Source organism: Demequina capsici (genome assembly GCF_032102965.1).
Lineage (GTDB): Bacteria > Actinomycetota > Actinomycetes > Actinomycetales > Demequinaceae > Demequina > Demequina capsici.
In genome coordinates, this window is the sequence record NZ_CP134880.1 from 747,019 (window position 1) to 771,054 (window position 24,036).

Genomic DNA, 24,036 nt, shown 5'->3' on the forward strand with positions numbered 1-24,036 from the left:
CATGAGCACCCTTGAGGTATCCGCGGGCCCCACGGGAGGCCCGGCCCTGGCGCAGCAGCGTCGACTCGTCACCGCCATCCCAGGCCCCCGCTCGCAGGAGCTGCTGGACCGGAAGTCCGATGCTGTCGCCAGGGGAGTGGCCCACACCGTGCCGATCGCGGCCGTCGCGGCAGGCGGCGGCGTGGTGGTGGACGCGGACGGCAACTCGCTGATCGACCTGGGCTCCGGCATCGCCGTCACCTCGGTCGGCAACGCCCACCCCGCGGTCGTCAAGGCGGTCCAGGACCAGGTCGCGCGCTTCACGCACACGTGCTTCATGATCTCCCCGTACGAGGGCTACGTGGCCGTGGCGGAGGCGCTCAACCGTCTCACGCCCGGGGACTTCCCCAAGCGTTCGGCCCTGTTCAACTCGGGTGCCGAGGCGGTCGAGAACGCTGTGAAGATCGCCCGCCACCACACCGGTCGCGCCGCGGTCGCCGCGTTCGACCACGCGTACCACGGCCGCACCACGCTCACGATGGCGCTCACCGCCAAGGCCAAGCCTTACAAGTCGGGCTTCGGGCCGTTCGCGCCCGAGGTCTACCGCGCCCCCGCGTCGTATCCGTTCCGCGACGGCCTCAGCGGCGCAGAGGCGGCGAAGCGCGCCATCGCGGTGCTGGAGAAGCAGGTGGGCGGCGACCAGCTCGCGGCGGTCGTCATCGAGCCCGTGCAGGGAGAGGGCGGCTTCATCGTCCCGGCGGACGGGTTCCTGCCGGCGATCCAGGACTGGTGCCGCGACAACGGCATCGTCCTCATCGCCGACGAGGTGCAGAGCGGTTTCGCGCGGACGGGGACGATGTTCGCGTCCGAGCAGTTCGGCTTCACCCCCGACCTGGTCACGACCGCGAAGGGCATCGCCGGTGGGCTCCCGCTGGCAGCGGTCACCGGCCGCGCCGAGATCATGGACTCCGCAGGCCCCGGCGGCCTTGGCGGCACGTACGGCGGCAACCCGATCGCCTGCGCCGCAGCGCTTGCCACGATCGACGCGTACCAGTCCGAGGACCTCGCGGCGCGGGCGGCGCAGATCGGCGCGCTGATGCGCGAGCGGCTCGACGCCCTCAAGGCGGCGGACCCACGGGTGGGCGACGTGCGCGGGCTCGGCGCCATGATGGCCATCGAGCTCGTGGATCCCACGACCGGCGAGCCCGACGCCGCGCTCGCAGGAGCCGTCGCCACGGGCGCGATCGCGCAGGGTGTCATCGTGCTGACGTGCGGCACGTACGGCAACGTTCTCCGCTTCCTGCCGCCGCTGTCCATCGGCGACGCGCTGCTGGGCGAGGGTCTGGACGTGGTGGCCGCGCTCCTGGCCGGGGGCGGCGCGTGAGCGCCGGCCTGTTGGCACCCGCCGAGCGCGCGGTGATCACGGCGCTGCCGAGCGGGCTCTTCATCGACGGCGCCTGGCAGCCCGCGTCGTCAGGCAAGACCTTCGAGGTGCGCGACCCTTCCACGGGTGAGGTCCTCACCACGGTCGCGGACGCGAGCCCGGAGGATGCGGTGCGGGCGCTGGACGCAGCCGCAGGGGCGCAGGATGCCTGGGCGGCCACTCCTCCGCGGGCGCGCGCCGAGATCCTGCGCAAGGCGTTCGACATCGTGCAGGAGCGCAAGGAGGACCTCGCGCTGCTCATGACGCTCGAGATGGGCAAGCCGCTCGCCGAGGCCAGGGGAGAGGTCGCCTACGGCGGCGAGTTCCTGCGCTGGTTCTCCGAGGAGGCCGTGCGGATCTCCGGCCGTTACGGTCTCAACCCTGAGGGCACGGGCCGCATGGTCGTGTCGCAGCGCCCCGTCGGCCCCAGCTACCTCATCACCCCGTGGAACTTCCCGCTCGCGATGGCGACCCGCAAGATCGCGCCCGCGCTCGCGGCCGGCTGCACCGTGGTCGTGAAGCCCGCGGCCCTCACGCCGCTCACCACGCTCGCGATGGTCGGCATCCTCGAGGAGGCCGGCGTGCCCGCGGGCGTCGTCAACGTGATCACGACCTCGAGCTCGCGCGGCGTGACCGCCCCGCTGCTCGCCGACCCGCGCCTCAAGAAGCTGTCGTTCACCGGGTCCACCGAGGTGGGCCAGGCGCTCATGAAGCAGGCTGCGGACCGCATGCTGCGCGTCTCCATGGAACTTGGCGGCAACGCGCCGTTCGTCGTCTTCGAGGACGCGGACCTGGACAAGGCCGTCGAGGGCGCCCTGGCAGCGAAGTTCCGCAACATCGGGCAGGCGTGCACCGCGGCCAACCGCTTCATCGTCCACTCCTCCGTGGCCGACGAGTTCGCACGGCGGGTCACCGAGCGCGTGACGGCCATGCGCATCGGCCGCGGCACCGAGGACGGCGTGACCATCGGTCCGCTCATCGATGACAGGGCGGTCGCCGCGTCCCTGGAGCTGGTGGACGACGCCGTGGCCAGGGGAGCGACGCTCACCACGGGTGGCACCGCCATCGACGGGCCCGGGACGTTCCTCGCTCCGACCGTCCTCACCGACGTGCAGCCCGGCTCCGCCATCCTCGCGAACGAGATCTTCGGCCCCGTGCTCGCGATCGCGACGTTCGAGGACGAGGACGAGGGCGTCGCGCTCGCCAACGCGACCGACTACGGGCTCGTGTCCTACGTCTACACCGAGGACCTGGCCCGTGGGCACCGCATGATCGACCGCCTCGAGACGGGGATGATGGGCCTCAACGCCGGGGTCGTCTCGAACGCCGCCGCGCCTTTCGGGGGCGTGAAGATGTCCGGGCTGGGCCGCGAGGGTGGCCTCGAGGGCATCCACGAGTACCTGTCCACGAAGTACACCCTGATCCCGGTCGGCTGAGCTCAGCCGTCCTCCACCGCACAAGGAGAAGCATGACCGCCTACGCCGTCGTCAATCCCGCCACAGGGGAGACGCTCGCCACGTACCCGACCATGACCGACGCCGAGGTGGAGGTCGCGCTGGCCGCCGCCCAGACCGCCTATCGGTCGTGGGCGCGCACCACGACCCCCGCCGAGCGGGCAGCGTTGATCCGACGGGTCGCCCAGCTGCACCGGGAGCGACGCGACGAGCTCGCCGCGATCGTGGTCCGCGAGATGGGCAAGCCGCTGTCGCACGCGCTCGGCGAGGTCGACTTCGCGGCCGACATCACCGAGTACTACGCGGACAACGCGGAGAAGGTGACGGGGGACACCCCGATCGAGATCCTGGGCGAGGGGACGGCCGTGATCCGCCGCACGCCGATCGGCCCGCTGCTGGGCATCATGCCGTGGAACTTCCCCTACTACCAGGTGGCTCGCTTCGCGGCGCCGAACCTGGCGGTGGGCAACACCATCATCCTCAAGCACGCTCCGCAGTGCCCCGAGTCGGCCGCCGCGATCCAGCAGATGTATCTGGACGCGGGCTTCCCGGAGGGTGCCTACGTCAACGTCTACGCGACGAACGAGCAGGCCGCGACCTTCATCGCGGACCCGCGCGTGCAGGGTGTGTCCGTGACCGGCTCGGAGCGCGCAGGTGCTGCGGTCGCGTCGCTCGCCGGTCAGCACCTCAAGAAGGTGGCGCTCGAGCTGGGCGGCTCCGACCCCTTCATCGTCATGTCGACGGACGACATGGACGCCGTGGTGGCGAACGCGGTCGAGGCGCGCATGGACAACTCGGGCCAGTCGTGCAACGCCCCCAAGCGGTTCATCGTGATCGACAGCCTGTACGACGAGTTCGCGGAGAAGTTCACCGCCGCGGTGGCGGGCACCGTGATGGGCGACCCGTTCGCCGAGGACTCCGAGATCGGCCCGCTGTCGTCGTTGCTGGCGGCGGAGCGGCTTCAGGCGCAGGTGGACAACGCGGTGGCGCAGGGCGCGACCCTCGTCACGGGAGGCACCCGCAGCGGAGCGTTCTACGCGCCGACGGTGCTGGCCGACGTGACGAAGGACATGGACGTGTACCGCGAGGAGCTGTTCGGGCCTGCGTCGACCCTGTACAGGGTCGACTCCGAGGAGGAGGCGCTCGCCCTGGCGAACGACACGGGCTACGGCTTGGGCTCGTACGTGTACACGACGGACCCTGAGCAGGCCGATCGCATGGCGAGCGGCATCGATGCGGGAATGGTCTATGTGAACTGCGTGCTGGCCGACAGCCCGGAGCTGCCGTTCGGTGGCGTGAAGCGCTCCGGCACGTCGCGCGAGATGGGCCTGCTCGCGGCGGACGAGTTCGTGAACAAGAAGCTGGTGCGGGTCGCCAAGTAGGCCCGTCGGAGGGGCGGCGTGGCGCGGGCCGAGGCCGACGCCGCGCCGCTTCTCCGTTCTCCGACCGGACTCGGGATTGACGCCGTACATACCCCCTGGGGTATAGTTTCACGCATGAAGAAGCACCTCGTTCGCGCCGCCCTCGCCGGCGCCTTGCTCACCCTGACCGTGCCCGGGCTCGCCGCCTGCTCGACCGACGACGCTGCCACGGTGCAGCCTGCCGACGTGGTCTTCGACGGCTCGCACGTCGACTATGCGACGTTCGCCGCCGCGACCCAGGTGAGCGGCGTCACCGTGATCGACGTCCGCACCCCGAGCGAGTATGCCGCCGGTCACATCCCGGGCGCGATCAACGTCGACGTCAGCGCTGCGACCTTCCCGACGCAGATCGCCGGGCTCGACCCGTCGGCGGACTACGCGGTCTACTGCCAGTCGGGCAACCGCTCTCGCGCCGCCGTCGCCACGATGACGGCGGCGGGCTTCACCGCCCTGATCGGCCTCGAGGGCGGTATCGGAGCGTGGAAGGGCGACGTCGTCACCGGCTGATCGCGCCCATGCGGCGCAGTCGACGGCCGGGAGCCCCTCGCGGGTTCCCGGCCGTCGGCGTTCCGCCGCGCGCATCGACCTCCCAAGCCTGTGAAACCGCTGGAAAAATACCCCCTAGGGGATCCAAATGACCTGGTATTTGGGCCCATGGTCCCCGGGACCTTGGCACCGAGCATAAGTGGACATCACGCCTTAGATTTCTAGGTGTCGGGACCCGATGGGGGAACCCGGTAGAGGAGAGAGTGAGACATGACCACCACAGCCCCGGACCAGAAGGCCGCCGCTCCCGTCGCAGAGACGGTCGATGTCGCAGCCGCTATCGACGAGCTGGTCGCCAAGGCGCAGGTCGCGCTTCAGCAGTACAGCACCTTCACCCAGGCCGACGTCGACCTCCTGGTCAAGAAGGCGTCCGTCGCCGCACTGAACCAGCACGGCGAGCTCGCCGTCCTCGCGGTCCAGGAGACCGGCCGAGGCGTGTTCGAGGACAAGGCCGTCAAGAACATCTTCGCGTGCGAGCACGTGACCCACTCGATGGGCCCCATGAAGACCGTGGGCATCATCAACGAGGACCCCATCAAGGGCATCATCGAGATCGCCGAGCCCGTCGGCGTCGTCGCCGGAGTCACCCCGGTGACCAACCCCACCTCCACCGCGATCTTCAAGTCGCTCATCGCGCTGAAGACCCGCAACCCGATCATCTTCGCGTTCCACCCGAGCGCACAGCAGTCGTCGGTCGCCGCGGCCAAGATCGTGCGTGACGCCGCGATCGCCGCGGGCGCCCCTGAGTACTGCATCCAGTGGGTCGAGACGCCGTCCATCGAGGCCACCGGCGCGCTCATGAACCACGACGGCGTCGCCCTCATCCTCGCCACCGGCGGCAACGCCATGGTCAAGGCGGCCTACAGCTGCGGCAAGCCGGCGCTCGGCGTCGGAGCGGGCAACGTCCCCGCGTATGTGCACAAGTCGGCCAACCTGGACCGCGCCATCAACGACCTGGTCATCTCGAAGGCCTTTGACAACGGCATGGTGTGCGCCTCCGAGCAGGCCGTCATCCTCGACGCCGACATCTACGACCAGTCGCTGGCCCTCTTCGACCGCCTCCACGCCTACAAGGCCACGGCCGCAGAGAAGGCGATGCTCGAGGAGTTCATCTTCGGCGTCCAGGCGAACGGCGAGAACTGCGCAGGCGCCAAGCTCAACCCGAACGTCGTCGGCAAGACCCCGCAGTGGATCGCCGAGCAGTCGGGCTTCTCGGTCCCCGAGGAGACGTCGATCATCCTGGCCGAGGTGTCCACCGTCGGCGAGAGCGAGCCGCTGACCCGCGAGAAGCTCGCTCCGGTGCTGGCCGTCCTCAAGGCCGAGACCACCGAGCAGGGCCTCGACTACGCCAAGCGCATGGTCGAGTTCAACGGACTCGGGCACTCGGCCGCGATCCACGCGAACGACGACGAGCTGGTCAAGGAGTTCGGCAAGCTCTGCAAGGCGAGCCGCATCATCGTCAACTCGCCGTCCTCGCACGGTGGCATCGGCGACATCTACAACGCCCTGATGCCGTCGCTCACGCTCGGCTGCGGCTCCTACGGCCGGAACTCCGTGTCGGCCAACGTCACCGCGGTGAACCTGATCAACGTGAAGCGCATCGCCCGGAGGAACAACAACATGCAGTGGTTCAAGGTGCCGGCGAAGACGTACTTCGAGCCGAACGCGATCCAGTACCTGCACGACATGAACGGCGTGAACCGCGTCACCATCATCACCGACGCGACCATGACCCAGATCGGCATCGTCGACAAGGTCCTGGACATGCTGCAGCGCCGCGACAACCCCGTGTCGGTCCAGATCATCGACAACGTCGAGCCTGAGCCCTCCGTCGCGACGGTCCGCAAGGGTGCCGAGGTGCTCCGCGCCTTCAAGCCCGACACCATCATCGCCGTCGGCGGTGGCTCGCCGATGGACGCCGCCAAGGTCATGTGGCTGCTGTACGAGCACCCCGAGGTCGACTTCTCCGACCTGAAGGAGAAGTTCTTCGACGTCCGCAAGCGCGCCTTCCAGTTCCCGAAGCTGGGCGAGCTGGCCAAGCTGGTCTGCATCCCCACCACGTCGGGCACCGGCTCCGAGGTGACGCCGTTCGCGGTGATCTCCGACCCGGAGAACGGCCGCAAGTACCCGCTCGCCGACTACGCGCTCACGCCGACCGTCGCGATCGTGGACCCGGTCCTGACCAAGAACCTGCCCGCCCGCGTGGCCGCGGACTCCGGTCTCGACGCCCTGACGCACGCCACCGAGGCCTACGTCTCGGTGTACGCCAACGACTTCACCGACGGCCTCTGCCTGCAGGCCATCAAGATGGTCTTCGAGAACCTCGAGAAGTCGGTGCAGGAGGGCGGCGACGCCGTCAAGGCGCGCGAGAAGATGCACAACGCCGCGACGATCGCCGGTATGGCGTTCGCCAACGCCTTCCTCGGCCTGGTGCACGCCATGTCGCACGTGACCGGCTCGACCTTCCACGTGGCTCACGGCCGCACGAACTCGATCTACCTGCCCCACGTGATCCGCTACAACGGCAAGGTCCCGACCAAGCCGACCTCGTGGCCCAAGGCCGAGTCCTACGTGGCTCCGCAGCGCTACCAGGAGATCGCGAAGCACCTGGGTCTGCCGGCCTCCACGCCGGAGGAGGGCATCGAGTCCTACGCCAACGCGGTCGCCGAGCTGCGCGCCAAGTGCGGTGTCGAGGGATCGTTCCAGGAGGTCGGCGTCGACGAGGCCGAGTTCATGGCCTCGCTCGACACGCTCGCGATGAACGCCTACGCGGACCAGTGCGCGCCGGCCAACCCGCGCCTGCCGATCCTCGAGGACATGAAGATCATGATGGAGGCCGCGTACTACGGCACCTCCTTCGACGAGGTCGTCGCGTCCCGCAAGGCCAAGGCAGCGCAGGACAAGGCGCCCGCCGCGCCGGCCAAGAAGCCGGTGGCCAAGAAGTCCGCCAAGTAAGCGGCACACCCGGCGTCGGGACTGGACACTACCGACGCTGACCGGAAGGCCCCGGCCCCTCACAAGGGGGTCGGGGCCTTCCGTCGTCCCGGCCGTTCCGGGTGACAGGTCCGGGGTGCCGTGCGCCGCCGGAGCACTAGACTGACTCACCGTGGCTATTGAATTCCCGATCGAGCTCGCCGCCCTGCGGAACACCTTCACGCAGATCGAGGCGGTGCTCGACCCGACCTCCTTGAGGGAACGGATCGCCGACCTCGAGAAGCAGGCTGCAGCACCGGACCTGTGGGACGACCAGGAGAACGCGCAGGCCGTGACCAGCGCCCTCAGCGCCGCCAACAGCGAGCTCGCCCGCGTCACGGGATTCGAGCGCCGCATCGAGGACCTCGAGGTCCTGGTCGAGATGGGCGAGGAGGCCGACGACGCCGACACGCTCGCCGAGGCCGAGGTCGAGCTCGAGAAGCTGCGCAAGGACCTGTCCGCCATGGAGGTCCGCACCCTCATGTCCGGCGAGTGGGACGAGCGCAACGCCGTCGTCACGATCCGTTCAGGCGCGGGCGGCGACGACGCCACCGACTTCGCCGAGATGCTCATGCGCATGTACCTGCGCTGGGCGGAGCGCCATGGCTACCAGACCAAGGTGCTCGACACGTCCTACGCGGAGGGCGCGGGCATCAAGTCCGCGACCTTCGAGGTCAACGCCCCGTACGCGTTCGGCACGCTGTCGGTCGAGGCGGGCACGCACCGCCTGGCACGCATCAGCCCCTTCGGCTCCGCCGACAAGCGCCAGACCTCCTTCGCCGCGGTGGAGGTGATCCCGCAGATCGAGTCCACCGACCACATCGAGGTCCCCGAGTCCGAGATCAAGGTGGACGTGTTCCGCTCCTCCGGCCCCGGCGGCCAGTCGGTCAACACCACGGACTCCGCAGTCCGCCTCACCCACCTGCCCACCGGCATCGTCGTCTCGATGCAGGATGAGAAGTCGCAGATCCAGAACCGCGCCGCCGCCATGCGTGTGCTCCAGTCGCGACTGCTGCTGCTCAAGAAGGAGCAGGAGGCGGCGCAGAAGAAGGAGCTCGCAGGTGACATCAAGGCGAGCTGGGGCGACCAGATGCGCTCCTACTTCCTCTACGGTCAGCAGCTGGTCAAGGACCTCCGCACCGGCTACGAGGTGGGCAACCCGCAGATCGTCTTCGACGGAGACCTGGACGGACTGATCGACGCGGGCATCCGCTGGCGTCGTGCGCAGCAGTCGCAGCAGGACTGACCGACCCCGGGGCGCGCCTCCCGGGAACGGTCCCGAGTTCCGGCGCGATGTGATCCATCGGACACTCCCTGGCGGCGTGGCCTCCCCGTGAGGCACGGTGACGCTACTTACCATGCACGAGGAGGTGCGGGTCCGTCCCCCCGCGCCTGGATGGCAGTGTGATTCGGCTAGAGAACGTCAGCAAGGTGTACTCGCGAGGTGCACGACCCGCGCTCGAGGGCATCGACATCGAGATCGAGCGCGGGGACTTCGTGTTCCTCGTGGGCTCCTCGGGCTCCGGGAAGTCCACCTTCCTGAAGCTCGTGCTTCGCGAGGAGCGCCCCACGGGCGGCGACGTCTACGTGGCAGGCCGCCACCTCAACCGCCTGTCCGCCTGGCGCGTGCCGCACCTGCGCCGCGAGATCGGTGCGGTCTTCCAGGACTTCCGGCTCCTCCCGAACAAGACGGTCTACGGGAACGTCGCCTTCGCGCTGCAGGTGATCGGCAAGGGCCGACGCGAGATCGACTCGACCGTGCCGGAGATGCTCGAGCTGGTGGGCCTCGCGGGCAAGGAACGGCGCATGCCGCATGAGCTGTCCGGTGGCGAGCAGCAGCGCGTGGCGATCGCTCGCGCCTTCGTCAACAGGCCTCCGATCCTGCTCTGCGACGAGCCCACGGGCAACCTGGACCCCGGCACCTCCGTCGGCATCATGCGCCTGCTGGACCGCATCAACCGCACCGGCACCACCGTGCTCATGGCGACGCACGACGACGAGATCGTGGACCAGATGCGCAAGCGCGTCATCGAGCTCAAGGGCGGGCACATGGTGCGCGACCAGGATCGCGGCGTGTACGGGCTGGAGCGCGCATGAGGCTCCGGTTCATCCTCGGCGAGGTCTTCAACGGGCTGCGCCGCAACTCGACGATGGCGCTGTCCGTCGTGCTCGTCACGTTCGTGTCGCTCACCTTCGTGGGCGCGGCCGCGCTCATCCAGACGCAGATCGGTCAGCTCCAGGACGACTGGTACGGCAAGGTCGAGGTGTCGATCTTCCTGTGCACCGACCAGTCGGTCGAGCAGCAGTGCGCCCAGGGCGCGGCGACGCCCGCCCAGGAGGACGCGATCCGCGCCGTTCTCGAATCGGGCGCCGTGGCCGACCTGGTCCAGTCCGTCACGTACGAGTCGCAGCAGCAGGCCTACGACAGCTACGTGGCGCGGGCCGACAGCTCCCTCACGCAGTACCTCGAGCCGGAGTACATGCCCGCGAGCTTCCGCGTGAAGCTCGTGGACCCGTCGCAGTTCCAGGTGGTGGCCGACGCGACCCAGGGCCTCGCCGGCGTCGAGCAGGTGCAGGATCAGCGCGAGATCTTCGACCAGCTGTTCGCCTTCCTGAACGCGGCGACGCTCGTGGCGGCGGCGCTCGCCGCGGTCATGCTGCTCACCGCGGTCCTGCTCATCACGACGACGGTGCGGCTCAGCGCGCTCAGCCGCAAGCGCGAGACGACGATCATGCGGATGGTCGGCTCGTCGCGCACGTTGATCCAGCTGCCGTTCATGCTCGAGGGCGCGGTGGCAGCGACCGCAGGAGCGCTGCTCGCGACGGTGACGCTGTGGTTCGGTGTCCGCTACCTGGTGCAGGACTGGCTCAGCTCGTCGGTCACCTGGGTCGACTACGTGAGCGCGGACGACGTGCTCGGCATCGCCCCTTGGCTGATCCTGATCGCTTTCGGCCTGGCGGCCGTGGCGTCCCTGCTCACGCTCGGAAGGTACACACGCGCATGAGAACGGTCTCTCGCCGACTCGCCTCGATCATCGCCGCGCTGATGGCGGTCGCGGTCAGCGGCGGGCTGCTCGTGGGCTCCGCCTCGGCGTCCGGCCCGGGTTCCGTGGCGACCTCCTCCTACGACGACGAGATCGCGGCCGCCGAGCAGAGCCAGGCGGACAACCAGCAGTCGTTGGACGACCTCGAGAGCCAGATGGAGGACACCGACGCGGCGATCGTGGAGGCGAACCGCAAGCTCCAGGAGCTCCAGGACAAGCTGCCCGGCCTTCAGCAGCAGCTGGACCTGGCGCAGGAGCGCTACGACGCAGCCGTGCTCCAGCAGCAGATCGTCGCCGACAAGCTCGCGGCCGCGCAGGCGCAGGACCAGGCGCTGACGGACCAGATCTCGAAGGATGAGGATCGCGTCGGCACGATTCGTCAGGCGATCGCGGCGATCGCGCGCGACAGCTACATCGGCAACGACATCACCAGCCTGGGAGTCGTCCTGGGGGCGCAGTCGTCGGACCAGTTCGTGGCGGACTACGCGGCGCGTGACGCCGCGGCGAGGGTCCAGTCCAACGCGCTCGCGGAGATGGAGCAGATCACGGCGGTGAACCGCAACCGCGAGACGCGCCAGACCGCGGTGCGGCAGGAGATCGAGCGGCTCAAGCTCGAGGCCGACCAGCTGGTGACGGAGGCGGAGGCTGCCAAGCAGGAGGCGGCTGACAAGAAGGCCGAGGTCGAGAGCGCGCTCGCCGAGCAGCAACAGCTCCAGTCGTACCTGGAGAGCCAGCGGCAGTCGTTCATGGATCAGCAGGCGCAGATCGAGGCGGATCAGGAGGCGGTGCGGCAGGAGCTGCGCGACCTTCTCGCGAAGGCCGCCGCTGAGGACGCGGCGTCCAGCCCGACGCCGATCGGCATCGGCGTCCTGAACTTTCCCACGAAGGTGCCGTACATCACCTCCAGCTACGGGATGCGCTACCACCCCGTGTTCCACTACTGGCGGCTGCACGCCGGCACCGACTTCCGTGCCTACTGCGGGACCCCGATCTACGCGGCCGCGTCGGGGAAGGTGCTGTGGGCCAAGTACAGGTCCGGGTTCGGCAATCAGGTGATGCTCAACCACGGCACCTTCAACGGCGACAGCCTGGCGACGAGCTACAACCATCTGTCCAAGTTCGCGGTGAGCGCCGGCCAGTACGTGCTTCAGGGAGACCTGGTCGGCTACGCCGGCTCCACCGGCTCCGTGACGGCGTGCCACCTCCACTTCGAGGTGTACGTCAACGGCAACACTGTGGACCCCATGACCATCCTCGGCCCGGTGCCGTAAGGTCCCTCGTGGCTCGCGGCGGGGCCTACACTGGGAGGTCCGTGTCCGCGCGTGGGGCTGCCGCCCCGCAAGGTCGAGGAGGTGAGCGATGGGCGACGGCGTCAAGGTGATCGCCACCAACCGGTCGGCTCACCACGACTACTTCATCGACGACACGTTCGAGGCGGGCGTGGCGCTGATGGGCACCGAGGTCAAGTCGCTGCGCATGGGCCGCGCGACGATCGGCGAGGGCTACGTGTACGTGGACCGCGGCGAGGTCTGGGCGGAGAACCTGCACATCCCCGAGTATGTGCAGGGCACGTGGACCAACCACTCCGTGAGGCGCAAGCGCAAGCTCCTGCTCCACGCGCATGAGATCGAGGAGCTCGCTCGCAAGACGAGCGAGAAGGGCTACACGATCGTCCCGCTGAAGCTGTACTTCAAGGGCAGCAGGGTGAAGCTTGAGATCGGTCTGGCGCGAGGCAAGAAGCTCCACGACAAGCGCCAGACGCTGCGGGAGAAGCAGGACAATCGGGAGGCTGAGCGGGCCATGAGCCTGCGTCGCGCACGCGACTGAGCCATCGAGTCCACAGGGTCCGCCTCGAGCGCCCCCCGGGGACACCACCGGCGCGCTGCGCCGATCTGGGCTAGGCTCGCGCGTCCGAGCCGTCGGGTGCCGTGTCCACGCGAGGCGGGAGCTCGAGCGCCGAGCGGAGGGTGTGACCCAGCAACGCGATCAGATCCGTCGTGCGCGGGTGCAGCGCCTCATGCGTCTGGAGGCCCTCCCATGTGGCGATCACTGCCGTCGCGCGTTCCTCCGGGCTCAACGGATCGGTGGTGCCACCGGTAGCCTCGCGTCGCGCGGAGATCGCCTGGGCGATGATGCCGCGGAGCAGCTCGTGCCGCTGCTGCAGGGCCGGGCGCGCGGGATGCCGCGGAGCGCCTGCCTCGGCGGTGAGCACGGACAGCAGCTGCACCAGCCCAGGCGAGTCGGCGTTGCTGCGTGCGACTGCGAGGAACGCCTCCACGAGCTCCTCGGCGGACATCCTGTCGTAGAGATCGAGCACCGAGGTGAGCTCGCCGTAGCCGTCGGGGATGCCCTGCATGTCGTGCCACTCGAGCACCTCGAGCAGCACGGCGACCCGGTCGCCGAAGTGGTCACGCAACGCGTCGAGGTCGACGTCGGACTCGCGCGCGATGCTCTCGAGAGTGCCTCCGTGGTAGCCCTTGGCCGCGAAGGTCGCGGCGACCCGTCCCACGAGCGCCCGTCGCTCCTCGTCTCGCGTCCCGGCGGCGCTCGTGGCGGAGATCGCTTGCTGCTGCTCTGACATGGTCCACCCCCGTCGTCATGTTCGCATATCTGCGAGGGAAGCGGGAGCGCCTGCGGGCCGCCACCTTCGGCAGGTGACGGCCCACAGGCAGCGACAGCCGGTCAGGCGGTCGGCGCCTCCTCGGCCTGCCCATCGGCCGACTCGTCGACGTGATGAGGGACAGGGTGGGTGCGCTCGAGCGCAGCGCCCTCGACGTCGACGTTGGGGAGGATCCTGTCGAGCCAGCCGGGGATCCACCACGCCTTGTCGCCCGCCAGGTGCATCAGGGCGGGCACGATCAGCATGCGCACCACGAATGCGTCCGCGAGCACGCCGACCGCCAGGCCGAAGCCCATCGGGCGGATCATCGCGATGTGGCTGAAGATGAAGCCGCCGAAGACGGACATCATGATGATCGCCGCAGCGGTGACGACGGCGCGGCCGTGACGTCGTCCGGCGACGACGGCGCGGCGGGCGTCGAGCCCGTGGATGTAGGACTCCCGCATGCCGGACGCGAGGAACAGCTGGTAGTCCATCGCGAGTCCGAACAGGATCCCCGTGAGGATGATCGGCAGGAAGTTCAGCACAGGCCCCGGGTCGTGGACGCCGAAGATGCCTCCGAGCCAGCCCCACTGGTACACGGCGGTGACCGCGCCGAACGCCGCGAACAGCGACAGGACGAACCCGAGCGTCGCCATGAGCGGCACGAGCAGGGACCGGAAGACGACGATCAGGATCAGCAGCGACAGGCCCACGACCACGACGAGGTACACGGGCAGCGCCGAGGCGAGCTTCTCGGAGATGTCGATGTTGCCGCTCGCCTCGCCGGCCACGCCGAGCACGGTGCCGTCGTCGAGGGGGGAGAGGGCGCGCAGCTCGTGCACCAGCGCCTCGGTCGACTCGCTCGACGGGCCCTCCTTCGGGATCACCTGGAACGCGAGGAACGAGTTGTCGGCGGACACGCCCGCAGGGCTGACCGCGACGACGTCCTCGTTGGCCATGAGCGCGTCGACGATCGACACCTGGGCGGCGAGCAGGTCGTCGTCGGAGACCGCCTCCGGCAGGTCCGCGGTCACCAGCAGGGTGCCGTTGAGGCCCTCGCCGAACTCCTGGTCGGTGATCTTGTATGCCTGGTACTGGGTGGAGCTGGTGGGCTCCTGCGTGCCGTCGGGCAGGCCGAGCCGCATGGACAGCGCGGGGATCGCGATGACCAGCAGGACCGCGGCCGCACCGACCGCACCCAGGACCGCGCGCCAGGTGCGCATCGGCGCCACAGGCTTCTCGTGGTGCTCGGGAGCGCCGACCGTGGCGCGCGCCTTCCTGCCCAGCGCGCGCAGGCCGATCAGGCCCAGGAGCGCGGGGGTGAGCGTCACCGCGACCGCGACCGCCACGGCGACGGCGAAGGCGCCGACGGAGCCCATGACTCCGAGGAACGGGATCCCGGTGACGTTGAGCGCCAGCAGTGCGATGAGGACGGTGGTGCCGGCGAACACGACTGCGTTGCCCGACGTGCCGTTGGCGAGGCCGACGGACTCATGGACGTCCATGCCGCGTCTCAGCTGGGTGCGGTGCCGGTTGACGATGAACAGCGAGTAGTCGATGCCGACCGCCAGCCCGAGCATCACGCCGAGGATCGGCGTGACGGAGGACATCTCGACAACGTCGGAGAACGCCAGCGCCGTCGCGACGCCGACCCCGACGCCGATGACCGAGGTGACGATGGGCAGGAGCGCCGGCAGCGCGGCGCGCATCATGACGAGCAGGACGACGAGCGCGAGCACCACGCCGGCGATCTCACCGAAGCCGAGGATGCCTTCGACGGAGGTGGCGAGGTCGGCCGAGAAGTACACGTGGAGGTCGTCGGGCGTCGCGGCGGTGATGTCGTCGATGACCGCCGTCTTGTCCTCCTGCGCCAGGGTGAAGGCGGACTCGGAGAAGTGGACGATTCCGAGCGCGGTGGTGCCGTCCTCGGACACCGTCCGGATCTCGGAGGCCGCCGCGGCGAGCCGCTGGCCCAGGTCGAGCTGCTCGGTCTGGGTGGCGAGCTGCTCCACGCTGGCGTCGAGCTGGTCCTGCTGGGTCTGGATCTGCGCGAGGCCGTCGTCGATCTGCTGCTGCTGCGCGTCGATCTGCGCCTGCTGTGCGTCGAACTGGTCCTTCGCGTACTCGTAGGTGCCGTTCGCCTTCGCCGCCTGGATCGCGGCATCGAGCTGCGCCTGGCCTGCGTCGAGCTGCGACTGCCCGTCCTCAAGCTGCGCCTTCGCGGCGTCCAGCTGCTCCTGGCCGGAGGCGATCTGGTCCTGCGCATCGGCGATCTGCGCCTGGCCGTCGCTGATCTGCTGGAGCTGGTCCGCGATCTGCGCCTGGGTGGCGAACGGATCGATGACGGAGTCCACGGAGGCGGTGTCGAGCGCCGCGTTGAGGGCGTCGGTGATCTCCTGCTGCTGAGCCTCGGTGAGCTCGGAGCCGTCGGCGCTCTGGAAGACGACTCTGGCGCTGAGGCCGTCGAGACCGTCGATCTCCTGCTTGAGCTGGTCCGTGACCCGCTCGGTCTCCGTGCCTGGGATGGAGAACGAGTCCGTGAGGGTGCCGCCGAATCCGAGGAACGCGGCCCCGGCGATCAGCAGGGTGGCGATCCATGCTCCGATGACGACGAAGGGATGCCTCGAGGATGAGGATCCCAGGCGATAGAGGAGGTTGGCCACGTCAAAGCCTTTCGGGGGTGTCTGTGGGGACGGGTGCGGCGACGATGCCTACGCTCACTCTAGCCGGATTCTCGCAGTTACCCAACAGATGTTGGATATCACTCGCGAGCGAAGGCCGGACCTGGCACGATGTCCCCATGGATGCCCGTGTCGCTCGCACCCGAGCGCGCCTCCAGGAGGCGCTGCTCCAGCTCGCCAGGGAGCGCCCGGCGAGCGACGTGTCGGTCAGCGACATCGCGGAGCGGGCAGGCATCAACCGCAGCACCTTCTACCAGCACTATGCCGATCGTGACATGCTGCTGGCCGATGCGCTGGACGCGGCGGCGGAGAGGGCAGGCGCCGAGCTGAGGCACGTGGATCTGGATCCGGACGTGCCTCCCGCCATGCTGGGCGACTTCCTCGCGCATATCGCCGACAACGCGGACGTCTACCGTCAGGCGCTCATCGGGAATGCGAGCGGCGCCGTGATCGTGAGCCTGCGGGCGCGCGTCGGCGCCATGATCACGGAGGCCGAGCCGGAGGGCGGCTGGGATGCCCAGGCGGTGCCGCTGGAGGTCATGTCCGCCGGTGTCGCGGGCAGCGTCCTGGGCGTCATCACCGCCTGGCTGGAGCGGGAGCCGATGGAGCCGCCGGAGCTGGCGGCGCAGTGGGCGTGGAAGGCGCTCTTCGGGCCGGGACGCACGCTCGCCCCGCGTCATGCAGGCGAAACACGCGAAGGTTAGCATCGTGCCCACGCAGGCCCTCCGCTAGAGACGGGCCCCGCCTCTCGGGTCCTGCGCCGGAAGGTCCCCAGACCATGTCAGACATCGTCGACAAGTCCGCAGTCGGACTCGATGCCCGCCAGTACCACATCGACATCGCGCCGGGGGAGGTGGGGACCGTCGCGCTGCTGCCGGGCGATCCGTTCCGCGTTCCGTTCGTCGCGGAGTTCCTCGACCACGTGAAGGACGTCGCTCACAAGCGTGAGCACCGCACCATGACCGGCTACTACAAGGGCCGCCTCATCACCGCCACGTCCACCGGCATGGGCTGCCCCTCCACCGCGATCGCGGTCGAGGAGCTCGCCCGCGTGGGCGTGACCTCCTTCATCAGGGTCGGTTCGTCCGCAGCGCTCCAGCCGGGTGTCGAGCCAGGAGACCTGCTCGTGTCCGAAGGCTCGCTGCGCAACGACGGCACCACCGCCGCCTACGTCCACCATGGCTACCCGGCGATCCCCGACCTCGCGATCGCGCAGTCCCTCAAGGAGACCGCAGCCGCGGTGATGGCCGGCAGCGAGAGGTCCGTGTTCTCCGGCATCAACGCGACCGACGACGCGTTCTACGCCGAGGGCCCGGAGTGGATCGCCGAGCTCTCCAGGATGGGGATCCTCAACGTGGAGATGGAGAGCTCCGCCATGTACGTGGTCGCGCGGCTTCGCGGCCTGCGCGCGGGAATGGTCTGCGCCTGCTCGTCGAACCTCGTGACAGGCGACAGCGTGTACGGCGACAAGAACGCGCGGCTCAAGGAGGGCTGGATGGCGTCGATCGAGGCCGCGCTCGAGACCGCGGTGGCGCTCGAGCTGTGAGCCGAGGGCGAACGGCCCTACCGTCGTGTCGGTGCAACCCCTTACACTGGAGGCACAACTCCACAGGGGATGATCGGTTTCGACGTGTGTTTACTTCCTAGGGGAAGCGGGCCGAGGACGCAGGGTTATCTCGTAAACGCCCTCTGCAAACTATAGGTGCCGATTCCAAGCGCACCGACTTCGCCCTCGCTGCCTAAGCGAGCCTCGAAGTCCGTCAGCCCAGGCTAGATCCCGACCTGGTCCCTGGCGTCATCTAGGGAACTGGCTGCACCTCCTCGTCGTCGGGGGGTGCGGGACTCTTAGACGACTGGGCCTATCTCACTTGCTCGCCTGATGCGGGTGAGGGGCCGAGAAACACTTCTCAGGCTGCGCCCGGAGAAGACCTGGGTTTGGACATGCGGACGCGGGTTCGATTCCCGCCATCTCCACTCATCCCTGTTGTTGCAGGCTGAAGGCCGCCGCACCCGTTCCGGGTGGGCGGCCTTCAGCGCATCGGGCCGGTGCTACGGCAGGGCAGGGGCCAGCCTGCGCTGCAGGGCATCGAGGTCGCGATCCGTGACGTCGGCCGGGTCTTCGTACGGGAGGCGGATCCAGGTGCCTCCGTCGCGCAGCGGAAGGGACACCTCAGCCAGGCCCTCGACTGCGCCCGGGCCGCCGACCGCCTCGAGCTGGCGGGGACCGAGCAGGGTGCTCCATCCGAAGCCCCACACCTGGTTCGCCACGTCCCGGCGCGACGGTGACAGGCGGTTCGCACATTCCCACGGGCTCTCGGCGAGCCTGACCGGATGCGTGGCCGCGGTGATGAAGCCCGCCGTGGCGCCGAGCGCCTCCGAGGCGTCGTGCACCCACCGCTCCAGCGCTCCCACCGCCCAGTCGAGCCGCGCGCCGCCGCCGTACATCGCCCATCGCTGCATGGTGAGCGTCACGATCATCCCCCCGACAGGGGTGGCGCTCCATGCCACCGTCGTGGGGAACGTGCATGCGACCCAGGCCGCCTCCATGCGGGGGTCGTACCGTCGGAAGTCCTCGCGGACGGCGGCCTGCATCACCGTCGATCGGGCGCTGAACGCTCCTGCCTCCGGTGGTCCCTCGCTCCAACGCGTCGCCACGAAGTCGGGATCGACGCCGTCGGCTCCCATCGGTGCGGAGGGATGGTCGAGGTCGTCCCGGACCGTGGACGCAGTGCTGCTCCACGTCAGCTCGATGCCCATGGAGTGTGCGACGACGTCCTCGACTCCACGCCTCAGCGTCTCGAGGACGACAGCCGCTGCCACCGTCGAGTCCTGGGCGGCTACCGCCCCGATCAGCATCGGCTCCGCCACGCGACCTCCTCGTGTCCCCGTGACACGCACCCTATCGGCGTGGATGCGCGCACGCATTCCTGGACACCATGTCCCGGATGCTGGGACCTCTGTACCTCTCATACGGGTGATGCGACCTCTATCGTCGAACCGTGCTTTCACTTGAAGAGACCGTCGAGGTCCACGCCCACGCCGCCGAGCACAAGTCCGAGCTGGCGAAGACCCCCACCCGTCTGCTCGTGTCGGGCATGCTGGCCGGCATGTGGATCGGCGTCGGCGACGTCCTCATGTGGTCCGCCGCCGGCCCGTTCATCGTCGCGGACGCCCCCGCGGGCAAGCTCGTCGCGGGCATCGTGTTCGCCGCCGCGCTGACCATCGTCGTGTTCGCGGGCTCCGAGCTCGCCACCTCCGCCATGATGATCCTGCCGCTCGGAGCGATCCGGAAGGCCATCACGTGGGTCCGCGCAGGCGTCCTTCTGCTCAGCGTGTTCTTCTCCAACATGGTCGGCGCGTTCGCCTTCGCCTGGGTGATCATGCAGACCGGCATCCTCAACAGCGGGCCGGCAGGTGACTTCTACGCCTCGTACCTCGAGGGCAAGATCGAGCACTCGTCCGCCGAGCTGTTCTTCCGCGGCGTCATGTGCAACGTCCTCGTCTGCATGGCGATCTGGGCCGCGGGCCGCCTCAAGAGCGAGGCCGGCAAGGCGATCATCATCTTCTGGGGCGTGCTGGCGTTCATCACCTCCGGCTTCGAGCACGTCGTCGCGAACATGACGACCTTCGCGCTGGGCCTCATGGGACAGGGCGACGTGGCCGTCACCTTCGGCGACTTCGTCAACAACATGATCTTCGTGGGGCTCGGCAACCTGGTCGGTGGCGGCATCGTGGTCGGGGTCGCGTACGCGTACGTCGCTGGCAAGGTCGGTCGTGGCAAGGCGCCGATCGTCGTCGCCGAGGACGGCAAGGACTGGCGTACCGACGCCCAGGAGGTCGGCGTCGAGGAGTAGGTCGACCGCACCGACGCTCCGGGTGCGAATCCGCGCTCGAGGCCGACGCGTGAGGTTGGCCACTCCTCATGCCCCCGCCGGTATCAGTATGTGGACAACCTGTCTCGCAATTCGGTAACCTGCTCGCAACATCCCCGCGCTCGACGGTGTGCGCAGACTCTTCGCGCACCCTGAGGACTCCATGATCACGCTCGAGCAGGTCTCCAAGACCTTCACCGCCCGCTCCGGGCAGGTGCGCGCGCTCGACGATGTGTCGCTCCATGTGGAGCCAGGCGAGATCTACGGCGTGATCGGCCGCTCCGGCGCGGGCAAGTCCACGCTGATCCGCGCCGTGAACATGCTCGAGCGTCCCGACTCCGGCACGGTCACCGTCGACGGCGTCGAGCTCACCGGCCTCGACGGTGCCCAGCTCCGACGCGCACGTCAGCGCATCGGCATGATCTTCCAGCAGTTCAACCTCCTCGAGTCCCGCACCGTCCGAGGCAACGTCGAGCTGGCGCTCGAGATCGCCGGCGTGGATCGCGCGGCGCGAAGGACGCGCTCGGCGGAGATCCTCGAGCTGGTCGGCCTGACCGACCGTGCGGGCGCCCGCGTCTTCGAGCTGTCCGGCGGTCAGAAGCAGCGGGTCGGCATCGCCCGAGCCCTCGCAGGCAACCCCAAGGTGCTGCTGTCCGACGAGGCCACGAGCGCGCTCGACCCCGAGACCACCGCGTCGATCCTGGGCCTGCTTCGCCGGCTCAACGAGGACCTGGGCCTCACGATCCTCCTCATCACGCACGAGATGGACGTGGTGAAGTCCCTGTGCGACTCCGCCGCGCTCATGCGCGACGGGCGGATCGTCGAGTCAGGCCGTCTGGACGACATCGTCGTGCGTGGCGAGTCGCTCATGTCGCCCGACCTGTTCCCACTCGGCGAGCTGCCCGACGCGCGCGGCACCACGATCATCGAGATCACCTTCGTGGGCCTCGCCTCGGAGGAGCCGGTGATCTCGCGGCTCGCCCGCACCCATGAGCTCGACGTCAGCCTCCTCGGTGCCGCGATCGAGACCATTCACGGACGCCAGACCGGACGCACCCGCCTCGAGCTCACGGGCTCCGCGGCACAGGTCGACGCAGCTGTCGCCGACCTCCGCGGCCAGGGACTCACCGTGGCCAGGGTGAGGGAGGCGCGATGACCGACGGCACGGACTGGTCCAAGCTCCTCGACACCGTGTGGCAGGCCACGGGCGAGACCCTCTACCAGGTGGGTTGGACGCTGCTGCTCACCGCGGTGCTCGGCACCGTCATCGGCGTGCTGCTGGTGGTGACCGACAAGGGCGGCATGCTCGAGGCGCCGTTCGGCTCGCGTGCGTTCGGCAAGATCCTGAACGTCGTCCTCCAGCTGATCGTGAACCTGGGCCGATCGATCCCGTTCCTCATCCTCATGATCGCGCTGATCCCGTTCACCCGGCTGATCCTCGGCACCGCGTTCGGCGTCACCGCCGCGATCGTGCCGCTCACGATCGCCGCGGTGCCGTTCTTCTCCCGGATCGTCGAGATGTCGCTGCGCGAGGTCGCGCCTGGCCTGCTCGAGGCGGGCTCGTCGCTTGGCGCCACCCGCTGGCACCTGGTCACCAAGGTGCTCCTGCCCGAGGCGTTGCCCGGGCTGATCCTCGGGTTCACGACGACCGCCGTGTCCGTCGTCAACTACTCCGCGATCGTCGGCACCATCGGCGGTGGCGGCCTGGGCGACGTCGCCGTGCGCTACGGCTACCAGCGGTACGAGACCGAGTACATCGTCGTCGTCATCATCGTGCTCGTCGCGATCGTCGCGTGCATCCAGGCCGTCGGCGGCTGGATGTCCATGCGAATGCGACGGGGCGGCACCCCTTCCGCGCGCTCTGCCGCCGCGGTGCCGCCCGCCCAGGGCCTCTGACCGGACGCCCTGGACCCGCAGCTCTCAGCACCCTCGCCGCGCCGAGCGCGGCATGCCGCACCCTTCCCAAGAAAGCAGGAACCACCCATGCGCAAGCACCTCCTTCCCCTCACCGCTCTCGCAGCGACCGCTGCACTCGCCCTCGCGGCCTGCTCGGGCTCGACCGACTCGGACGCGACCGCCTCCGGTGACTCGACCGCCGGGCTGCAGACGCTCGTGGTCGGAGCGACCGCCGTGCCGGCGGGCGAGATCGTGCAGTACATCATCGACTCCGGCCAGGCGGCCGCCGCGGGCCTCGACATCCAGATCACGGAGTTCTCGGACTACAACACGCCCAACCCGGCACTGTCGGAGGGCGCGACCGACGTCAACCTCTTCCAGCACAAGCCGTTCCTGGACCTCTACAACGAGAACTCCGGTGACGACCTGGTGAGCGTCGGCGAGGTCTACCTGCCGCCGCTCGCGCTGTACTCCAAGAAGGTCGACTCCCTGGACGCCCTGCCCGAGGGCGCGTCGATCGCGCTGCCCAACGACGGGTCGAACGAGTCCCGTGCGCTGCTGCTGCTCCAGTCGGCGGGCCTCATCGAGGTCGCTGACGGCGGCTCCACCGTCGCGGACATCACGTCGAACCCCCACGGCTACCAGTTCCTCGAGGTCGACGCGGCCAGCCTGCCTGCCGCGCTCGACGACCAGGACGCCGCGATCGTGAACTTCTCGTTCGCGTCGGCCGCGGGCCTGTCGTCGGACCTGCAGCTGCTGTCCGAGGGCACCGACTCGCCGTACTTCAACATCCTCGCCACGCGCGCCGAGCTTGCCGACGACGCCCGCGTCCTCGCGTTCTACGATCTGCTGACCTCGGCTGAGACCCAGCAGTGGATCGAGGACGAGTACAACGGTCTCGTCGTCCCGGCGGCCGTGTCGTAGCCGACTGCCACAGCGAGCGGCCCCCGTCCTCTTGGTGAGGGCGGGGGCCGCTTCGCGTCCGGGCGGCGTCAGCGTCCCATCGCCACCCGCTCGGGGCAGTCGAACGGGTCGCGGGCCGCGAGGCCGACGCGGTTGAGGTAGGCGATGACGATCGAGTAGGACTCGAGGAGGCTCGTCTCCGTGTACGGCATGTCGATGGAGCGGCAGTGCTCGCGGACGATCGCGCGGGCGTGCGCAAGGTGGGGGCGGGCCATGTTCGGGAACAGGTGGTGCTCGATCTGGTAGTTGAGGCCGCCCATGAGGATGTTCATGGTCCAACCGCCGCGGATGTTGCGACTGGTGAGCACCTGCTTGGACAGGAAGTCCAGCCTGGCGTCGGCAGGGACGAGCGCCATGCCCTTGTGGTTGGGGGCGAACGAGGCGCCCATGTAGACGCCGAAGACGGCCATCTGGACGCCCACGAACGCGAAGGCCATGCCCAGCGGCAGGTACGCGAAGACGGGGATCAGGTAGAGCCCGAAGTGCAGGGCGATCGCAGGCAGCTCGGTCCACCGCTGGCGTCGGCTGCCTTGGGTGATCAGCGAGACGATGGAGCGGTAGTGCAGGTTGAGGCCCTCGAGGGTGAGGAGCGGGAAGAACAGCCAGCCCTGGCGTCGGGTGATCCAGCGGATCACGCCTCGCGCCTGGGCGGCGTCCTCCTCGACGAAGGAGATGGTGTCCTTGTCGATGTCGGGGTCCGCGCCCCGCTTGTTCGGGTTCGCGTGGTGGCGCGTGTGCTTGGTCATCCACCACTGGTGGCTGATGCCGACGACGACGGTGCTGAGCGCGCGTCCCAGACGATCGTTGGCGGGCCCGGTGCTCAGCACCGCGCGGTGCGAGGCCTCGTGGCCGAGGAAGGCCACCTGGGTGAGCACCAGCCCGAGCGCTGCCGCGATCAGCAGCTGGAACCACGAGTCGCCCAGCAGGACGAACCCGGTCACGACGCCGCCGAGCGCCAGCGTCAGCGCCACGCCGTAGAGCGCGTAGAAGAGCGGCGCCCGCCTCAGGAGCCCCGTGTCACGGACGGTGGCGGCGAGCTCCGTGAAGGAGCGGGTGATGTGGTTGACGGGCGGGGACGGGTACGCCGAGGCCATGCGGTCTCCAGAAGTCGGGGGGACGTCGACTTCCCAGCCGAGGGCCGAACGCTCGCGCGCTCATCGTTCAGATGACCTCAGGCTACGC

At 69.1% G+C, this 24,036-nt stretch carries 20 protein-coding genes and 1 other RNA gene; 17 read left to right on the plus strand and 4 right to left on the minus strand.

Features of this window, described 5'->3' with window-relative positions:
- The first annotated feature begins 1 nt into the window (after window position 1).
- From gabT to smpB, 10 genes are all read left to right on the plus strand, one after another.
- Window positions 2-1,363: a 4-aminobutyrate--2-oxoglutarate transaminase gene (gene gabT / locus RN607_RS03630; protein ID WP_313544411.1), complete on the plus strand. Its 1,362-nt coding sequence runs from the start codon at window positions 2-4 to the stop codon at window positions 1,361-1,363.
- A complete protein-coding gene (locus tag RN607_RS03635; protein WP_313544414.1) occupies window positions 1,360-2,838 on the plus strand; it encodes an NAD-dependent succinate-semialdehyde dehydrogenase in 1,479 nt (492 codons plus the stop codon). The genes gabT and RN607_RS03635 overlap by 4 nt, the downstream gene beginning before the upstream one ends.
- A gap of 32 nt (window positions 2,839-2,870) precedes the next feature.
- Window positions 2,871-4,238, plus strand: a complete 1,368-nt coding sequence (locus RN607_RS03640; protein ID WP_313499964.1) for an NAD-dependent succinate-semialdehyde dehydrogenase — start codon at window positions 2,871-2,873, stop codon at window positions 4,236-4,238.
- A 114-nt stretch (window positions 4,239-4,352) separates the two neighbouring features.
- On the plus strand, window positions 4,353-4,784 hold the full coding sequence (locus tag RN607_RS03645; protein WP_313499965.1) for a rhodanese-like domain-containing protein: 432 nt from the start codon (window positions 4,353-4,355) through the stop codon (window positions 4,782-4,784).
- A gap of 249 nt (window positions 4,785-5,033) precedes the next feature.
- A complete protein-coding gene (gene adhE / locus RN607_RS03650) occupies window positions 5,034-7,778 on the plus strand; it encodes a bifunctional acetaldehyde-CoA/alcohol dehydrogenase (RefSeq protein WP_313499967.1) in 2,745 nt (914 codons plus the stop codon).
- Window positions 7,779-7,929: 151 nt separating this feature from the next.
- Complete coding sequence (gene prfB, locus RN607_RS03655; RefSeq protein ID WP_313499969.1) at window positions 7,930-9,042, plus strand: peptide chain release factor 2; 1,113 nt, start codon at window positions 7,930-7,932, stop codon at window positions 9,040-9,042.
- Window positions 9,043-9,200: 158 nt separating this feature from the next.
- Window positions 9,201-9,893, plus strand: coding sequence for a cell division ATP-binding protein FtsE (gene ftsE / locus RN607_RS03660; RefSeq protein WP_313499971.1), 693 nt, complete (start codon window positions 9,201-9,203; stop codon window positions 9,891-9,893).
- Window positions 9,890-10,801 carry a permease-like cell division protein FtsX gene (gene ftsX, locus RN607_RS03665; protein WP_313499972.1) on the plus strand — a complete coding sequence of 304 codons (912 nt, stop codon included), beginning with the start codon at window positions 9,890-9,892 and terminating at the stop codon, window positions 10,799-10,801. The genes ftsE and ftsX overlap by 4 nt, the downstream gene beginning before the upstream one ends.
- The gene (locus RN607_RS03670) at window positions 10,798-12,111 is read left to right on the plus strand and encodes a peptidoglycan DD-metalloendopeptidase family protein (RefSeq protein WP_313544416.1); all 1,314 of its coding nucleotides are present in this window, start codon (window positions 10,798-10,800) and stop codon (window positions 12,109-12,111) included. The genes ftsX and RN607_RS03670 overlap by 4 nt, the downstream gene beginning before the upstream one ends.
- Window positions 12,112-12,199: 88 nt before the next feature.
- A complete protein-coding gene (smpB, locus tag RN607_RS03675) occupies window positions 12,200-12,667 on the plus strand; it encodes an SsrA-binding protein SmpB (RefSeq protein ID WP_313499976.1) in 468 nt (155 codons plus the stop codon).
- 70 nt (window positions 12,668-12,737) lie between these two features.
- Here the strand turns inward: smpB and RN607_RS03680 are convergent, their stop codons facing one another.
- Window positions 12,738-13,421, minus strand: a complete 684-nt coding sequence (locus RN607_RS03680) for a TetR/AcrR family transcriptional regulator (protein ID WP_313544418.1) — start codon at window positions 13,419-13,421, stop codon at window positions 12,738-12,740.
- Between the two features lie 101 nt (window positions 13,422-13,522).
- Complete coding sequence (locus tag RN607_RS03685; protein WP_313499980.1) at window positions 13,523-16,105, minus strand: MMPL family transporter; 2,583 nt, start codon at window positions 16,103-16,105, stop codon at window positions 13,523-13,525.
- Window positions 16,106-16,242: 137 nt separating this feature from the next.
- On the opposite strand from RN607_RS03685, the gene RN607_RS03690 reads away from it, so the two are divergent.
- The 3 genes from RN607_RS03690 to ssrA all read left to right on the plus strand — a co-directional run bounded on the left by RN607_RS03690 (window position 16,243) and on the right by ssrA (window position 18,100).
- Window positions 16,243-16,827 (plus strand): TetR/AcrR family transcriptional regulator, encoded by a 585-nt coding sequence (locus tag RN607_RS03690; protein ID WP_313544420.1) that lies wholly within the window; start codon window positions 16,243-16,245, stop codon window positions 16,825-16,827.
- Between the two features lie 74 nt (window positions 16,828-16,901).
- Window positions 16,902-17,669: a nucleoside phosphorylase gene (locus RN607_RS03695; RefSeq protein ID WP_313544422.1), complete on the plus strand. Its 768-nt coding sequence runs from the start codon at window positions 16,902-16,904 to the stop codon at window positions 17,667-17,669.
- Between the two features lie 65 nt (window positions 17,670-17,734).
- Window positions 17,735-18,100, plus strand: a transfer-messenger RNA (tmRNA) gene (ssrA, locus tag RN607_RS03700).
- A 72-nt stretch (window positions 18,101-18,172) separates the two neighbouring features.
- Here ssrA and RN607_RS03705 read toward each other — a convergent pair.
- Window positions 18,173-18,991, minus strand: coding sequence for a hypothetical protein (locus tag RN607_RS03705; protein WP_313544424.1), 819 nt, complete (start codon window positions 18,989-18,991; stop codon window positions 18,173-18,175).
- Window positions 18,992-19,122: 131 nt separating this feature from the next.
- On the opposite strand from RN607_RS03705, the gene RN607_RS03710 reads away from it, so the two are divergent.
- The 4 genes from RN607_RS03710 (at window position 19,123) to RN607_RS03725 (ending at window position 22,815) form a co-directional block, all read left to right on the plus strand.
- Window positions 19,123-19,977 carry a formate/nitrite transporter family protein gene (locus RN607_RS03710; RefSeq protein ID WP_313499987.1) on the plus strand — a complete coding sequence of 285 codons (855 nt, stop codon included), beginning with the start codon at window positions 19,123-19,125 and terminating at the stop codon, window positions 19,975-19,977.
- Between the two features lie 181 nt (window positions 19,978-20,158).
- Window positions 20,159-21,151 (plus strand): methionine ABC transporter ATP-binding protein, encoded by a 993-nt coding sequence (locus RN607_RS03715; protein ID WP_313499989.1) that lies wholly within the window; start codon window positions 20,159-20,161, stop codon window positions 21,149-21,151.
- On the plus strand, window positions 21,148-21,891 hold the full coding sequence (locus RN607_RS03720) for a methionine ABC transporter permease (RefSeq protein ID WP_313544426.1): 744 nt from the start codon (window positions 21,148-21,150) through the stop codon (window positions 21,889-21,891). Before RN607_RS03715 ends, RN607_RS03720 begins: the two co-directional genes overlap by 4 nt.
- Window positions 21,892-21,978: 87 nt before the next feature.
- Window positions 21,979-22,815, plus strand: coding sequence for a MetQ/NlpA family ABC transporter substrate-binding protein (locus RN607_RS03725; protein ID WP_313544429.1), 837 nt, complete (start codon window positions 21,979-21,981; stop codon window positions 22,813-22,815).
- A 68-nt stretch (window positions 22,816-22,883) separates the two neighbouring features.
- On the opposite strand, the gene RN607_RS03730 is transcribed toward RN607_RS03725, so the two are convergent.
- Window positions 22,884-23,948: a fatty acid desaturase family protein gene (locus tag RN607_RS03730; protein ID WP_313544431.1), complete on the minus strand. Its 1,065-nt coding sequence runs from the start codon at window positions 23,946-23,948 to the stop codon at window positions 22,884-22,886.
- Window positions 23,949-24,036 lie beyond the last annotated feature (88 nt).

Bases quoted from the DNA above. Each gene is read 5' to 3' on its own strand.
- gabT (WP_313544411.1), top strand. From the start codon at position 2: ATGAGCACCCTTGAGGTATCCGCGGGCCCCACGGGAGGCCCGGCCCTG.
- RN607_RS03640 (WP_313499964.1), top strand. From the start codon at position 2,871: ATGACCGCCTACGCCGTCGTCAATCCCGCCACAGGGGAGACGCTCGCC.
- RN607_RS03645 (WP_313499965.1), top strand. From the start codon at position 4,353: ATGAAGAAGCACCTCGTTCGCGCCGCCCTCGCCGGCGCCTTGCTCACC.
- adhE (WP_313499967.1), top strand. From the start codon at position 5,034: ATGACCACCACAGCCCCGGACCAGAAGGCCGCCGCTCCCGTCGCAGAG.
- ftsX (WP_313499972.1), top strand. From the start codon at position 9,890: ATGAGGCTCCGGTTCATCCTCGGCGAGGTCTTCAACGGGCTGCGCCGC.
- RN607_RS03670 (WP_313544416.1), top strand. From the start codon at position 10,798: ATGAGAACGGTCTCTCGCCGACTCGCCTCGATCATCGCCGCGCTGATG.
- smpB (WP_313499976.1), top strand. From the start codon at position 12,200: ATGGGCGACGGCGTCAAGGTGATCGCCACCAACCGGTCGGCTCACCAC.
- RN607_RS03680 (WP_313544418.1), bottom strand. From the start codon at position 13,421: ATGTCAGAGCAGCAGCAAGCGATCTCCGCCACGAGCGCCGCCGGGACG.
- RN607_RS03690 (WP_313544420.1), top strand. From the start codon at position 16,243: ATGGATGCCCGTGTCGCTCGCACCCGAGCGCGCCTCCAGGAGGCGCTG.
- RN607_RS03695 (WP_313544422.1), top strand. From the start codon at position 16,902: ATGTCAGACATCGTCGACAAGTCCGCAGTCGGACTCGATGCCCGCCAG.
- RN607_RS03715 (WP_313499989.1), top strand. From the start codon at position 20,159: ATGATCACGCTCGAGCAGGTCTCCAAGACCTTCACCGCCCGCTCCGGG.
- RN607_RS03720 (WP_313544426.1), top strand. From the start codon at position 21,148: ATGACCGACGGCACGGACTGGTCCAAGCTCCTCGACACCGTGTGGCAG.
- RN607_RS03725 (WP_313544429.1), top strand. From the start codon at position 21,979: ATGCGCAAGCACCTCCTTCCCCTCACCGCTCTCGCAGCGACCGCTGCA.
- RN607_RS03730 (WP_313544431.1), bottom strand. From the start codon at position 23,948: ATGGCCTCGGCGTACCCGTCCCCGCCCGTCAACCACATCACCCGCTCC.